Origin of the sequence: Sphingomonas sp. Ant20 (genome assembly GCF_000783375.1) — a bacterium.
GTDB classification, from domain to species: Bacteria; Pseudomonadota; Alphaproteobacteria; order Sphingomonadales; family Sphingomonadaceae; genus Sphingomonas; species Sphingomonas aerolata.
In genome coordinates this window covers 31,453-45,677 of the sequence record NZ_JRVI01000061.1, presented here as the reverse complement: position 1 = coordinate 45,677, position 14,225 = coordinate 31,453, and the positions used below count along the sequence as shown (strand labels likewise).

Sequence of the window (14,225 nt, the reverse complement as noted above, 5' to 3'; positions counted from 1 at the left end):
CGAGCGGCCGCAATATGCCCGAGACAGCACGGTGCCGACCAAATACGGGTACCATCGCCACCGCGGCTGTCCTGCCATTTGGTGCGTCGCTCACGCCCTCGGCACTCGGCCCAGCTTGGTGGTTCCGCCGTGGCGGTACCGGCGACCGTGTCGTGCCACGCGACCGAATCCGTCCCATGCGAAGCCATCCGTCCCAGACGACACGCGTCGCGGCCTTGCCGAACGGCGTCAGCGTCACCGTGATGCTGGCGCCGGCCGCCAGCGACAGATCTAGGAACAGCGCGCCGCCGGAGCCGCCCGACGGCGCGACGGTGCGGTCATATCCGGGGGCCTGAACGCGAACCGTTGCGGCGTTACAATCGAGGATCGCGAGCCCGGATGCGGCGAGACCGGGCCGCAGCGTGACCACGATCGGGGCCTCGTCGGCGGTGACGGAACCGAGCGCCTGGTCGAACATGGCCCAGCGGTTCGTCGGTCCGACATCGAGCCATGCCCCCGTCGTGGTCGCGGGGTCATGACCGATGTTGCGATCAATTACGCTTTCCCAGACGCGATGCGTCGACCGACGGATGACGCGCTGCCCCAACGCGTAGCCGCCGGCCGCCGTCCACTCGATGGCATCGTCCTCGGAGACGCTGCTCGATGTCAGCACGGCGTCTGTGATCGCGATCGGCTGTAGCAGCTGAAGGGTGGACGCCTGCCCGGCCGGGGCCGGATCAGAGCCGTCGTCCGTAAACGCCTCCTCACCGGTCAGCCCCTCAACCGTCAGCGTACAATAGCTGAGCGGCGCGGACGCATGGTCGACCTCGAATTCTCTGTAGAACCCGCGGACGGTCAGGCTGCCGAAGCGATCGTCGGCGATCCACGTCGCGAGGTGGCACGAAGCTCGGCGAGCTGGCGCTGGATCGTGTCGACGTCGTCGAATGGTACCGCGAGACGCACCGTCATGCGACGCGCGAAACGGCGCGGCACAACCGTGGTGACCCCGAACTCGTCGGTGACCCTGCGGCTATAGTCGATGACGCCGATCGTCGGCGCCGTCTCAACGGTGCCTAGCTCGATTGCGCCTGTGGAGGTGACGACCTTCATCAGGCGGCGCTCGCATTGCCGACGCTGAACGCCATGCCGTTATGATCGGCCGTGACATCGTCGAGCTTGCGATCGATCCCCTTGGTGTTGCGGGCGATCTCGGTCTGCGCCGAACCATTTTCACGGCGTAGACCGGCGACCTCTTCCTTCAAGGCCTCGATGGCGCTGACGATCAGATCGTCGTTGGCCGGTGCGGGCGCTTTGCCGGTCGCTGCGTTGGCAGCCGTGATCATCGTATCGATCGGCGTGGCGGTCCTGGCCGACGCGGCGGTTCCGCCGGCCAGCGCGCTGACGACGCCATAGGCGGCTTGGCGGCTGGCGTCGTTCATCGCCTGCACGCGTTCGAGCTCCTGCCGGCTCGTCGTCTGTTCGACGGTCGGCGCGGTGGTCCCGTTGCCGAGCGCGCTGATCACCCCATAGGTTGCCTCGAGGCTCGCGGCGGTCATGGCCCGCACGCGTTCCAGTTCCTGCCGGCTGGTCGCCTGCTCGGCTGCGGCCGTCAGCAGTGCCTGGCTGAGCGCCGGCAGGGTCTTCGCCGCATCCTGATCACCGCCGCGCGCGGCGGTGTTGGCCGCATTGAACTGCCCCTGCAACGCCGCAAAGCCGTTGCCGCCGGCAGCGTCGGTGACGCCGCGGATGCGATTTACCTCGTCCATGATGCTGTCGCCGACCGACGTCCATGCGTCCGCCAGCGTCTTGGCGGCCGACGCTGCGGCCTGGGCGTCCTGCACGGCATAGATCTCCTGCTGCAGGTCGCGGTTGCTCGCATCCAGCTTTGCCAGGTCGAGCGCACGAAGTGCGGCGGTGTCGCCGCGCAGCTCGAGCAGCTGACGCTGCAGATCCTGACGCTCGCTCGCGATGTCCGCCGCACTCTTGGCGCCTTCCATCGACGCCTGAAGGTCGGCGAAGGCCGGGGCGAGCTGCAACAGCGTCGCATAGGTCGCCTGACCCGCCGCGCTCGTCAGATCCTGCGCCTCGACCAGCTGGCGAAAGCCCGCCAGCGTTTCGGGCATCGCCATGCCGAGGCTGCTGAAGACGCCGGCAAACTGCGCGGTCTTCGCGGCGGCCTGCTCTTCTTTGGTGTAGAAGGATCCGAAATAGGCGTCGGCTGCCGACGTCAGCGCGGACACGCTGTCGAACTGGTCGGCAAGGCCGAGCTTTGCCGCGATGCCCATCGTCTGCGCGCTGTTGCCGAGCAGATCGAGCGACGCACCGACGGCTTCGACGGTCGAGGCGACGCGCACGAGCGTTTCGAACGTGCCTTCGCCGACCTTCTGGAACTGCGCGACGGCCGGGAAAGCTGCGGCCGCCATACCATCGGCAGCGGCGCCGAAGATCGCGGTTAGCTTCTCCTGGATCTGCTCTCCGGTCAGGTCCTTCAGGTCGATCTTGCCGATGTTGACGACGAAGCTGTTGAGGCGGTTCTGGATGTCGCTGGTCGCAGCACCGAGCGGCCCGGCCGACGCCACGATCGCATCGTTGAACTGGCGCAGGATCAGCGTGAACTGGTTTTCCAGCCCTGGGTCGGCCGCGCCGTACTGCGTCGAATATTTCGTGCCGGTCGAGATACCGAGGAACGACGACTTCTTCTTCACGTCCGAATAGTAGGACGCGTCGAAGCCGCTGTTCAGGATGCTGCCGACCGACTGCGGTCCGCCCGACAGGCCGTTGCCGATGACCGAGGTCTTCGTGCCGAACAGGCCGCTCAAGATGCTGCCGATGACCGGGATCTTGGTCAGCACCGCGCCGATGCCGGCACCGATCGGGCCGCCGATCGCCATGCCGATGCCCGCCATCGTTGCCGTCGCGTTGCTCTTGAACCCGGTGTTGACCCCGGCGCTGGCGTCGATGTTGCCGGCGCGGACGACGAGCGAAGCGACGCCACCGATCTGACTGTCGATCGACTTCAGCGATGCGGCCATGTCGCGCGAATAGGACAGCATGACGGTGTCGACGTCCTTCAGGGCATCGATGGCGTTCCGGATGCTCTCGCTCTTTGCCGACGAATCGCCGAGGACGGTGCCGGTGCCGGTGTTGGTCGGCGCCAGATCGTTCTTGCCGCCACCGCCGAACGAGCCGGCGACCGACACGCCGATCCCCGCCAGCGCGGCGACGGTCGCGGCGCCCGCGGCAATGTTGAGCGGGAAAGGCAGGCTCTTGATCGCGTTGACCACTGCTTCGGTCGCTCCGACCGCGATACGCGCGACGCTGTTGGCGATCTTGCTGCCGGTCTCGATCGCATCCTGCGCGATCGCGCGGACTGACATGGCGAACTGGACAAGGCGGAATGCCTTTTCGGCGGTCGCGAGCGTCTGATAACCGGTCGAGCCTTCCTTGAAGAAACCCTTGGCAGCTGCGGTCATGTCCCCGAACGCGCTGATCTGCTGCGAGGATGACCGGAGCGAGAAGAGCCGGTTCTCGCGCTCGATCTTCTTCTGATCGTTGCCGGCCGCATCGATCGCGGCCTTGTGCGCTTCCTGCAGCTTGGCCTGGTCGGCGTAATAGCCGGTCATGACGGTCAGCGCGTCGCCGATCGCCGAGCCGACATTGCCGAACGCATCGGCCATGCCCTGCGCCGCGCGCTGCGCGCTCTGGTCGATCGTGTCGAACAGGTCGGACGTGGCGCGCAGCTCGGCATTGAGCTCCGCCTGCTTTTCGACCAATTGCTGCGCGCGACGGCGATCGCGACCTGCTGCTCGATATAGGCCGCGCGGTCGCCGGGATTGTACTTCTGCGCCTCCTGCGTGGCCTTCAGCGTAGCGAGCGCGCGCACCCGCTCCATGTCCGTCGCACCGACGAGGCGAAGCTCTTCGCGCATCTGAGCGAGCCGGTCGTTGCCGGCTGCCATGTCGGTGTTGAACTGCGCGCTGCGCTCGGCCGTGGTGAGATCCGCGCGCGCCGCGCGCTGATCGGCCAGCGCCTTGGTCGCGCGCTCGGCCTCGGTCGTCAGCCCACGGGTGCGGGCTGCCTCGATCGCGGCGAGCAATGGCAGATCCGCGATCTGATCCTTGACCAGCTCGGCCGCGCGGGCAGCGGGCACGAGGCCGGCTGCGACCTGTGCGTTGACCAGCATCTGCGCTGCCGCCTGCTCGCGTGCGGTCGCGGTCGACTTCGCGACGTCCGACACGCGCTGCGCGATCGCGAGGCGCACCTGGCGGTCGACGGACGCCTCGATGTCGGCCCTCTGCTTGATCGCCTTGCTCTCGGCCTTCACGCGCGCCTCGGCGATCAGCGCCGCGGCGCCGGAGACGCCGTAAGCATCCGCCAGCTTGTACAAGTTGCGGATCTGCGCCTCGATCGCCTCGGAATCGCGCACGAGCGACGCCGCATGGCTGTCGACGGGCGCCTTCTTCGGCGTGCGATCCGCCTTGATCTCGTTGGCCTTCTTCAGCAGCCGCTCCTGCGACTTGCTGATGATGTTCTCGGCAGCGGTCGCGAAGAACCTGTTCGTCCCGTTGACGACCTGCCCGGCCCCCTGCGCGTAGCCCTTGCCGAACGCCTTGCCGAGGCTGCTGCCGGCGCTGGTCACGGCCGTGGCGGCATCGCTCTGGCCCATGGCCTTCAGGATCGGGCCGGCAAAGTCGCTGATCGCGCTGCCGATCGACTTCAGCCAGCCGGCAACGCGGTTGTAGATGGCGTTGAAGATCTGGGCGATGCCGTTGCCCGCCCACTGGGCCGCGGCGACGACGGGGGCGAAGAACTGCGCAACGGCCGCGGCCGCTGCCGAGACATAGGCCGACACCGACGTCGAGATGCTGCTCCACAGCTCGACGATCGCGGCATAGGTGCCGGTGAACGTGCCATAGATCGACGCGAGGAAGCCCTGCACCTGCTGCGCGTCGTTCGGCGAGAACAGATAGTCCATGAGCGACTTGCCCGACCCGCCCAGGTTGAGGCCGTCGGTGATCGTCTTCCATACGCCGGCAACCATGTCGCCGGTCGTGATCGACTGATCGCCAAGCTTCTTCATTTCCTTGGACGTCAGCCCGAGACCCTCGGCGAACTTCTTCATGCCGGCGTCTTCGTTGATCTGCTCCTTCCACCGGTAGAGCGCGACGCCCGCGACGGACGCAACCGCGATCGCGGGGAGGAACGCGACGGCGAGGCCGCCCATCTCGGCGGCAAAGCCCTTCACGCCGCCTTCAGCCATCTGCGCGACCTGGAAGATCTGGCCCGCCTGGCTGGCGAAGATCTGGAACGGCGCCGCGCCCATTGCCGCCATGGTGGCGACGTCGTTCAGCTGGAACGACAGCTGCGTCAGGGTGCCTTTGCCCTTGCGAGCGATGCGGTCCATGTCGTCCTGCGCCTGCGCGCTTTGCCGCAGACGGCCGGTCAGCACCTCCTGCTGGCGCGCATATTCGGCCGGTGCGGTTGCGCCGGTGTGATAGAGGCGCGTCGACTCCGCGATCTCGGCGTTGAGCTTCTTCGTCGACGCATAGAGGGGATCGGTTGCCATGCGCAGCTGCTCGGCCGCGGCCGCATCGGCGACCTGGGCATCGTGCGAGCCGCGGACGAGGGCTGTGAGGCGGGCATGCTCGTCTCCAAGCTGCTTGACCTCCACTGCGGCCATCCGCGCCGCGCGCGCCTCGTCTTCCGCAAATTTGGCCGACAGCGCGCTGAATGATGCCCCTGCGTCGGTAGCGCGAGGACGATCTGTTCCTTGGATGCGCGCGATGGCAGCTTCAATCCGCGAACGCTCCAGGAGCTCCGCGTTTAAGGCCGCCTCGGCAGCGACGCGGGCCTGCGCGGCCTCGACCTCTTTCCATGCCGCCAGGCCCTGGCGCCGATGCGATTCGAAAAGTTGATATGCCTGATCTGCCTGGCGGAGAGCCTGTGCCTGACGCTCTGCAGCAGCCGCGGCTTGATCGGTTGCCGTGACCAGCGCCAGCTCCTCGCTGCGGATACGCTGGGCCAGTTCTTTCAGGCCCTGCTGCTCGGCTGCGAACGCTTTGAACTCGGCCGAAGCGCTACGGACCTCCTCGCGGGTTTTGCCGAAAACGCTGTTCTGACGCTCGAGCTGACGCGCCATCGCCTCGCCTGCCTTCTCGACGCGGGCGAACTCACGTGCTGCGTTGGCGCCTTCGCGCGTCGCCGCGGCGCCGAAATTCGTGACTGCGCTGGTTGCGCCGGCAAGCCTGATCCCACCCGCCGCGGCTTCAATACGCGCCGAGTTGCGAATGAAGTCCTGCGTCTCGGAGCTGAACATCTGGCCGAAGCGCAGCAGCTCGGCGAACGCGCCTTCTGTGTTGAGGATGAAGCCAACCTCGAGGGAGGCCGCGCCGTCGTCGTCAATCATCGCGGCCTCCTTTCGAGGATCAGCCCAGCACGGCGCGGAGCTTGGCTTCTTCGATCTCACGCTCACGTGCGGTCACCGCTGCGCGCCATGGAGGCGGACAGGTTTCAACGTCGGCCTTGTGGCTCTCAGCGAGGTAGGCAGCCGAGAGGCGGCGGATCAGCCGCGCCTCCCATGGCTCAAGGTCAACGGCGGTACGTTCGCACCACGCGTTGATCTCGATCCACGATAGCGGCACGGCGCCCATGCCGGCCGCTTGGGTCAGGCCCATCTCAATCAGCCGGTCGGTGATATGCGGCGCCGGATTGGGCGGCATAGGTGGCACGATCTTGTCGCGCTTCATCTTCTCGATCCGACTGAGCCGGGGAACGGGAGAGTCCTCTACGAACTTGGCTCGCCGTGATCGAGGGTCCGGCTTTGGCGTGGCCTGAAGCCACGCCATATGCCGGATATAGAGGGTCAGGCCGCTTTCGATGCGGCCTTGAAGTTTCCCCAATCGGCGACAAACTTCGCCACCTGGCGGGTGATGTAGCCAATACCCTGATCGGCATATGCGGCGCGGAACATGTCCTGCCCAGTGAGACTGGCCCCTTCGGGCTGATAGTCGAAGTTCTCGAACGACACGGTGATCGCGGCGAGGTCTTCGGCCGTCTCGGCAATGCGCTCTTCCTGGGTCGCCGCGGTGATCTTGCCATCGTTGTCCTGCATGCGCTTCAGCGCGCGCGCGGACTGACGTGATTCGACGGCGCCATAGGGACGCTGCCGGGGCCATGGAGATGGATGCGGATGGGGTGCTTGCCAGCCTCGTCGGCATAGAGCGGCTCGCCGGTGGGGCCCTTGACGTGCAGGGCGGCGGTGGCGGCGATAGCAAGCGAGGCGATGTTGAGCAGCTTGGTCATGGGATAGTCCTTCGCGGGAGGATGGTGCGCCAGCCCGGCTCGCGACCCGCGACGACGGGCCGAGCTGGCGCATAAGGACCGGCGTCGCGGGCGCCGGGCAGGAAAGGGATCAGGTGGTCGGCGCAGCGACCTTGACGATCTTGGTGCAGATCTCGATCGTCGGAGCGCCGGTCAGCATGCTGTCGGCACCGTCGGCGGTTTCCGGCATGCCGAAGTTGCGGCCGCCGAAGTAGCGCTTGGCACCGTCCGGATACGTCACGCGGAACGAATAGAGCTTCTGGCTCTCGTCATCGGCCGAGGTCTGCATGATCGCCTGGCCGGCGTCGGAGCTGTCGAGCGCCATCGATGGCTGCAGCGCGCCATAATCGGCCGAGCCCTTGAACTTCTGCTTTGCACCCTTGAGCGGCTGGAATTCGACCTTGGCGAAGCTGGCGCCGATCGAGCCGAGCTTTTCGACCTGGCCGACGTCGGTGAAGGTGAGCGCGGCATAGCCGGTCGCATCCGCAGTCGCTGGCGAGGCAACGGAAATCGCAAGCGACGAGCCTGCGGCGGTCTGGGAACCCATAGTGATGATCCTCGTGTCGTCATGCCGGCGGGCGCCGGCGGGATATCGCCCGCCGGGCGGCGGGCGAGCGGGTTACGCGGCGGGCTTCGCCTCGCGGGCGGTCGCCTTGCGAACCAAACCGGCAGCCCTGAAATTCTCGAAGCGGCCGGCTTCCAGGTCGGGGGTGTCCTTCGCGGAGAAGCTCTCTTCGGTGGTGGCGTCCTTGAAATCGCGCAGCACGAAAGCCTTGATCGGCGTGGCAGTGGTAACGGACATGATAGATTCCTCTTTTCTCACGCTGCCGCGTCGAAGCTGACGCGGAAGTCCTGGGTCTGCTCGAAGCTGTTCGCGGGGCCGCCGACGTCAGGGCCGGTGCCAGCAGTGAGGATCGAGACACGAAAACAGCCCGAAAGGTCGCCGGTCATGTCCCGGCAGCACCGCCGGATGAGCTTGATGGCGGCCTTCTGATCTCGATAGTTCGCGGCGCGCACCGCCACGGACACGCGCTCGACGGAACGGACCAGCGCTTCACGCTTCAGGCGTTGCCGATCGATCAGCGTCACGCTGCGGATCAGGATGGCGGGCAACACGACGTTGTCGGGGAGCTTGCGGCCTTGATGCTGGCGGGCTGCATCAGCTCGGCTAGAGGCTCATACGCGCGCAGCAGATCGCCGATGATCTCGACACCGCTCATTCGTCGGTCCCTTCCGGTTCATCGCCACCGACGATGCCGCCGCGGGTGACGCGGGCATTGACGTAGCTCTGCATCGCAACTCGCGCCGCCGCCGCACTGTGATCGAGCGAGGGGCGCAGAAAGGGGGCGGCCTTGGCGCCCGGGTGGTGGACGGTTTTGCCGACGAAGTTGTTGCCGATGCGGAGCGACTCGGCGCCGGTTTCATTGATCCGGCGGACGCTCTTGCCCTCCCGCTGGCTGTCATCGACCGATATGAAATGCGGGTCCGTGCCGTACTCGGCCCATGTAGCAAGCGATCGCGGCCACTGGCCTTTAACACCGACCCTCACGACAATCCGTCCCGGCTCGCTTTTCGTGCGCAGCGTCAGCGCCTCGGTCACCTTCTCCGTCGGTGAGCGGCTCTTCGTCTCGTCGAGCAGCACCTTGCCGCCAGCGCGCGCCGCGCCGCGCAGCAACTTCGCCTCGATCTGGGCGGGCAGCCCCGCGATAACTCGCTCGACTGCGCCCCGGCCTTTGACGCTTGGCATCAGGCCGCGTTGCCCGCTGAGGTGTAATCCTCGACCATGAACTCCATACGGTACCGCCGGCCAAGCTCGGCCGGGCCGGCGGTGATCTGCATGATGCGCGTGCCGAGGACGAACCGCATGCTGCTGTCGATATCGGTGCGGTACCGCATGCGAACCCGCGCTGGCCGCGACGCGACGTTGATACCGCCAGCCAGGCGTTCGCCGCGGCTCGGCAGCATGTCCTGGAGGTTGGCCCAGACTTTCGTGACGGGCTTCCACGTACCCGACCCTGCCCCGTCGAGGCTGTCGTCGGCGATCGGCGCCTCGATCGTGATCAAGCGGTCGAGCTTATCCTGCGGGACCATAGTTACAGCCTTCGCCGGCGGATTGTTCCGAGTAGCCAGTTGGCCTGTTTCGGTATCTCGCCGGCGTCGCGGTTCTCGTACCAGTGAGCAATGATGACGAGCATCGCCTGCTTCACGACTGCGGCGTCATCCGCGGAGATCGCGCTCGGGGCCGTGGCCGACAGGTCGAAACCAGTGATCGCACCGCACGCTCGGCGCGCGGCAGCAACGTAGCCGGTCAGCAGCTGATCCTCGTCCCGCTCGTCTTCAGCGAGCCGGCATTGCAGCCGTGCGTCATCGAGCGAGACGAGGTCAGCCACTGGGTCAGCCCCGCGCCTTCAGCGCGTCGTCGACGACATCACGACCTGACTTGCCGGGATCGTTGAAATCGATGCGATTCATTGTCTCGGTCGTATTGGCGCGCGGATCATTGTCGACGGCCGGGTGGCCGACGTCGATATCGGTCAACTGGCGGGCCGCACCGGAGGTCGAGAACTCGGACGCGGCAGCGAGGTCGGCCGGCGCCGACTTGTCGAGCCCGGATGCGATGCCGAGCCCGCCGGTGGTCATCTTGACCATGCCGCCAGTGCGCGCCGTGTCGGCCTGGTTCAACGCGCTGTCGATCGCGTTCAGAACGGCCTCGCGCTTGCCGCCGTTCTTCTCGGCCGACTGCAGCTTCAGCAGATCGTCGTGCGATAGACCGCGCAGGGCCGCTTTGACGTTGGTGACGCTGCCCTCGAGCAGCTTGTTGAGATCGTCCATTCGGTTTCTCCTTGGCTTGTTGAAACGTCGTTTCGAGCGGCGCTTCAAAAAGCCCGGGCCGGCACGCGGCCGACCCGGACAGGCTCAGTTTTAGGCTGCAGCGCCGATCTTGATGATCTTCATCGAGTCCGGGTTCTTGACGCCGCCGCCGACGCGCTTCGTCACGTAGAAGCAGACGTACGGCTTGTTGGTGTACGGATCGCGCAGGATCCGGACGCCGATGCGGTCGATGACCAGGTAGGTCTCGCGCATGTCGCCGAAGGCCAGCGCCAGCGCGTCGGCCGCAACATTCTGCATGTCGGGCAGGTCGACCACCGGGTAGCCGATCAGCGTCGATGGCTGGCCGGCGACGAAGGTCGGCTGCCAGATGTAGTTGCCCTGGCCGTCCTTCAGCTTCCGGATCGAGCCGAGCGACGAACGGTTCATGAAGAACTTGGCGTTCGGCGTGTAGATCGCCGGCAGCTTGTACACCGCGTCGATGACCTTATCGGTCGCGATCGACGTGGCACCGCCGCTGCTGAGCACCTCGATAGCACCCCAGGGGTGACGATCGGCTGCACCACCGCCGGCAGCGTAGTTCAGGAAGCCGTTCGGCTTGTTGACGCCGTCACCAGCGGCGAAGGCGATGCCCTCCTGGCGCGAGAACTCGGTCTCGATCTCGTCGGTCAGCCAGTTCTCGAGATCGATCTCGGCGTCGTCGAGCAGATCCTGCGACGCTGCCGCGTTCGCATAGAGCTGGCCGAGGCCGAAACCGAGCGCGGTGAACTGCGGCGTGGCGGTTGCCGGGCGCGACGCCGTTTCGCCGACCCAACCCGAACCGACGTTGCGATCGGTAAACAGCTTGGTGAAGGCGGCCTTGCTGATCGAGATCACGGTCGACTCGGCGCGCATCGGGGAGATCTGCTTGAGACGGCCGGTGATCGTGCGATCCCACTCGTTCGGCGTGAGCAGGCCGCCATCGGCCGGCACGCCTTCCGACATGGCTGCGCGCACGCCGGCCTTCTGCGCTGCGGCGAGCTTCTGCTCGTCGTCGCGCGATCCGCCTCGCATGAACGACGCGAACGTACCGCTGTACTCGGGGTCCGCGGGAGTGGCCTTGCCACCGCCCGCCATCTGCTGGCCGGCGAGCTTGAGCGCGTGATCGTTGAGCGACGCCTCGAGCGTGTTCATCGTCGCGTTGATCGCATCGAGCTTCGCCTGGGTCTCGGCACTGTCAGCCTTCTTGCCGACGTTTGCTTCGACCGTGGCCTTGAACTCGTTGTGCGCGCCCTGCAGCGCCGCGATCATGGCCTTCGGGTCGCCGGTGACGTCAGCGCGAATGAGGCCGGTCATTGCCCGCGGCATTGCGGGAACAACGGGCGCGGAAAGGGTCAGCACCGGCTCGGCTGGTGCGAACAGTGCACGGATCGGATGGGCGAACACGTTCGCGACCGCCACAAGGGCAGTCATATTCATTTTCTTCACGGCAAAGCCTCGTGTTTAGCTGCGGAAATCGTCGAGCAGCGCCTGCATGGCACTGATCAACTCGGGATCGCCGCCAGCGCCTGGCGTGTCGGCAGGGTCTTGGGCAGCGCCTGGCGTGCCCTTGATCTCGTTGATGTGCGCGCGCGCCTGGGCGCGGGTCGCGCCGCCGGCGACAAGCGCCAGCTCCATCGCGCGCACCTTGTTGACACTGGTGTCGGAAGCCTTCGCGTCGCCATCGATCTTCGTCTTGTCGGCCGCGAGCAGCTCGTCGGCAAAGCCGCGTTCGATCGCGACGGATCCGGACATGTACGTCTCGTCGTCCATCCACTTTGCGCATTCGGCCGACGTCTTGCCGGTTCGCTGCGCGTAGACGTCCGCCATCGCCTGATCGAACGGCGCGAGGAACGCCGAGACTTCGGCCATGTCGTGCCGGTTACCGACCGCGCCGACCCAGCAATTGTGAATCATGATGAAGCTGGCGGCGCCGATCTCGACGGTATCGCCTGCCATCGCGATCACCGACGCGGCCGATGCGGCCATCCCCATGACCTTGATTGTTACCGCCTGCGGGTGCTCGCGCAGCACGTTGTAGATCGCGAGGCCCTCGAACATGTCGCCGCCGGGGCTGTTGACCTGGACCTCGACCGGACGATCGCCGATCGCGCGCAGCTGCGCCGATACTTTCTTCGCGGTGATGCCACCGCCGCTCCACCAGTCCTCGCCAATGATGTCGAACATGGTGATGACGTTGTCACCCGTCTCGACAGCCGCGGGGCGTACGCCGGCCGCGTCGGCGTTCCAGCGATCGAGAACCGGCGCCGGCGTGAACGCGGCCACGTCGCGCTTGGCCGGAATTGGCAGAGCGCCTGGCCGCTGCCGACTCTGGATGCGGCCGACGACGCCGCGCGGCTGTCCCGCCGGCGCTGGCGTCGGCTTCGCGCCTGGGGCCGGCCGTCCGCCGATGGTCTTCACTGCACCGGGCTTGCCGGGGGCTGAGGTTGTGTCACGCATCAGCGGGTTCCTTTGGGGGCTTGGCGACCGTCGTCGCTGCTGGCTTGGGAAGGTCGTTGCCGTCCTCGCGCGGATCGAGCTCGAAGGATCCGCGGACTTCGTTCGGGACCATCCAGGCGCCGTTGTTGCCGAGCGCCTTCGAGTAGAATTCGGCCTGATCCTTCAGCGAGCCGCGCAGCAGCGCGCCCTCATTGAACTTCACGTACAGTTCGTCGGCATCCTGCTCGGCAACGGTAAAGCAGCTGCGTTCGATCGCCTGTTCCCACGCGACGAACCAGCCGAGCAGGCAGTATGTGATGAACAGCAGGCCGAGCTGCTCGATGCCGGTGCCCCACGCTGTCTCGTCCATCATCAGCAGCGGCCGCGGAACGTCCGTAAACCGCGCAACCTCTTCGACCTGCCGCTTGCGCATCTCGTCGCTTTGCGCGTCCTTGGCGGTCGTGAACGGGTTGGCGACGCCGCCTTCCTCAAGGATGAACCACTCGCCGGCATTGTCTGCGCCGGAATGATCCTCGTTCATGCTGTCGCGTAGGCGTCCGTAAGCTTCGTCGCCGAGCACCGTGGGGTATTGGATCGCACCGCCCGCCATGACGCCCTTGGCGAGCATCTTCGCAAGTGCGCGTTCGGCCGCCGAAGCGAGGCCGAGGGTCTCGACGGCCATATCGAGTAGCGAGACGCCCTTCAGCCCGTCGAGACTGATCGGGTGACGGAAGTGAAAGACGTCGCTTGCCGAGAGGGTCTGCGGTCCTCCATTCGACGGCTGATATTTGAAGGTCAGCTCGCCGAAATCGGAGACGTCCGGCTTAATCGAACCGCGCTTGAAAGGTATCAAGGCGATCACGGCGCGGCGCCCGCCCTTCATTCCCCAGACGATACGCGCATAAGCATTGCCATCGAGCAGCGCGCAGAGCTGCATATGTGATTTAAATTCGAACGCCGTTTGGAAGCTGTTCGGCCGCTTATGAAGGATCCGGTAGAGCGGGTGATCCTTGGCCTTCTCCGTCTTGCCGTCCGGCAACCGCCGATGCAGGAACGTCGGCAGCATCCCGATCGACGTCGACACGAGCTTTACCGCACGAAAGAACGCGCTGTTACGAAGCGCCAGCTTCTCGGTCACCGCAACGCCGGCCGCGGACGCACGGCCGGCGCCGAGGAATTCGCGCAGCACCGGGCTATCGAAGTCCATCGCGGTAAACGCTTGGACCGGCCCCTGCCCGCCCATCCGCATTCCGGATGCGGACGACCGGCGATATCCGGCCGCCCGCTGATAATCTGATGGCGACATGCCTGCCATAGTCGCCCCTTCAGAGCTTCCGCACGCCGCGGCGTTCGTAGACGGATTTACGTGGGGGCTGCTCGTTCATCGCCGCGGCGCCGACCGCCATGGCGATCGTCACCAGCCCGTCGATACGGCCGCGCGATCGTTTCTTGTCGAACGCCCGGTTGGCCTGGCCGTCCTCGATGATCGCGGCGTTCGCAGCGCAGCTGTACGTCACCGGCGATGCATCGATCACGATATGCTCGGCGAGGATCGCATCCTCGAGCTTCGTGATCGACTTCGGCATGCACAGCTGCTTGTCCTCGAATTTCACGAGGGTGCCCTGCGCATGGCTGACGAG

General features: G+C 66.2%; 16 protein-coding genes and 1 pseudogene. All 17 read right to left on the bottom strand.

Translation table 11 applies throughout. The features are described from left to right. A pseudogene (locus tag NI18_RS22295) lies at positions 1–652 on the bottom strand (hypothetical protein); the annotation flags it as partial. Positions 653–834: 182 nt separating this feature from the next. Continuing rightward, positions 835–1,089 carry a hypothetical protein gene (locus tag NI18_RS10370; RefSeq protein WP_052149128.1) on the bottom strand — a complete coding sequence of 85 codons (255 nt, stop codon included), beginning with the start codon at positions 1,087–1,089 and terminating at the stop codon, positions 835–837. Between the two features lie 2,518 nt (positions 1,090–3,607). Continuing rightward, positions 3,608–6,385, bottom strand: a complete 2,778-nt coding sequence (locus NI18_RS22290; RefSeq protein ID WP_052149127.1) for a phage tail length tape measure family protein — start codon at positions 6,383–6,385, stop codon at positions 3,608–3,610. Between the two features lie 19 nt (positions 6,386–6,404). Then, positions 6,405–6,725: a hypothetical protein gene (locus NI18_RS10360; RefSeq protein WP_037528054.1), complete on the bottom strand. Its 321-nt coding sequence runs from the start codon at positions 6,723–6,725 to the stop codon at positions 6,405–6,407. 116 nt (positions 6,726–6,841) lie between these two features. Beyond that, positions 6,842–7,090 carry a hypothetical protein gene (locus tag NI18_RS10355; RefSeq protein WP_037529843.1) on the bottom strand — a complete coding sequence of 83 codons (249 nt, stop codon included), beginning with the start codon at positions 7,088–7,090 and terminating at the stop codon, positions 6,842–6,844. 5 nt (positions 7,091–7,095) lie between these two features. Then, a complete protein-coding gene (locus NI18_RS10350; protein WP_037529842.1) occupies positions 7,096–7,281 on the bottom strand; it encodes a hypothetical protein in 186 nt (61 codons plus the stop codon). A gap of 109 nt (positions 7,282–7,390) precedes the next feature. Continuing rightward, positions 7,391–7,846: a hypothetical protein gene (locus NI18_RS10345; protein WP_037529841.1), complete on the bottom strand. Its 456-nt coding sequence runs from the start codon at positions 7,844–7,846 to the stop codon at positions 7,391–7,393. A gap of 72 nt (positions 7,847–7,918) precedes the next feature. Continuing rightward, positions 7,919–8,101, bottom strand: a complete 183-nt coding sequence (locus tag NI18_RS10340) for a hypothetical protein (RefSeq protein ID WP_037529840.1) — start codon at positions 8,099–8,101, stop codon at positions 7,919–7,921. A 17-nt stretch (positions 8,102–8,118) separates the two neighbouring features. After that, on the bottom strand, positions 8,119–8,388 hold the full coding sequence (locus tag NI18_RS10335; protein ID WP_128082184.1) for a hypothetical protein: 270 nt from the start codon (positions 8,386–8,388) through the stop codon (positions 8,119–8,121). A 127-nt stretch (positions 8,389–8,515) separates the two neighbouring features. Then, positions 8,516–9,046, bottom strand: a complete 531-nt coding sequence (locus tag NI18_RS10330; protein WP_037529838.1) for a hypothetical protein — start codon at positions 9,044–9,046, stop codon at positions 8,516–8,518. After that, positions 9,046–9,390 carry a head-tail adaptor protein gene (locus tag NI18_RS10325; protein ID WP_037529837.1) on the bottom strand — a complete coding sequence of 115 codons (345 nt, stop codon included), beginning with the start codon at positions 9,388–9,390 and terminating at the stop codon, positions 9,046–9,048. The genes NI18_RS10330 and NI18_RS10325 overlap by 1 nt, the downstream gene beginning before the upstream one ends. 2 nt (positions 9,391–9,392) lie before the next feature. Beyond that, positions 9,393–9,689 (bottom strand): head-tail connector protein, encoded by a 297-nt coding sequence (locus tag NI18_RS10320; protein ID WP_052149126.1) that lies wholly within the window; start codon positions 9,687–9,689, stop codon positions 9,393–9,395. Between the two features lie 4 nt (positions 9,690–9,693). Further along, complete coding sequence (locus NI18_RS25665; protein ID WP_052149125.1) at positions 9,694–10,131, bottom strand: hypothetical protein; 438 nt, start codon at positions 10,129–10,131, stop codon at positions 9,694–9,696. A 90-nt stretch (positions 10,132–10,221) separates the two neighbouring features. After that, positions 10,222–11,580 (bottom strand): phage major capsid protein, encoded by a 1,359-nt coding sequence (locus tag NI18_RS10310; protein WP_084215151.1) that lies wholly within the window; start codon positions 11,578–11,580, stop codon positions 10,222–10,224. Positions 11,581–11,610: 30 nt separating this feature from the next. Next, positions 11,611–12,606: a head maturation protease, ClpP-related gene (locus NI18_RS10305; RefSeq protein WP_084215150.1), complete on the bottom strand. Its 996-nt coding sequence runs from the start codon at positions 12,604–12,606 to the stop codon at positions 11,611–11,613. Beyond that, a complete protein-coding gene (locus tag NI18_RS10300) occupies positions 12,599–13,792 on the bottom strand; it encodes a phage portal protein (RefSeq protein ID WP_037529857.1) in 1,194 nt (397 codons plus the stop codon). Before NI18_RS10300 ends, NI18_RS10305 begins: the two co-directional genes overlap by 8 nt. A gap of 118 nt (positions 13,793–13,910) precedes the next feature. After that, positions 13,911–14,198, bottom strand: coding sequence for a terminase TerL endonuclease subunit (locus NI18_RS26880; RefSeq protein ID WP_306286350.1), 288 nt, complete (start codon positions 14,196–14,198; stop codon positions 13,911–13,913). Positions 14,199–14,225: the final 27 nt, after the last annotated feature.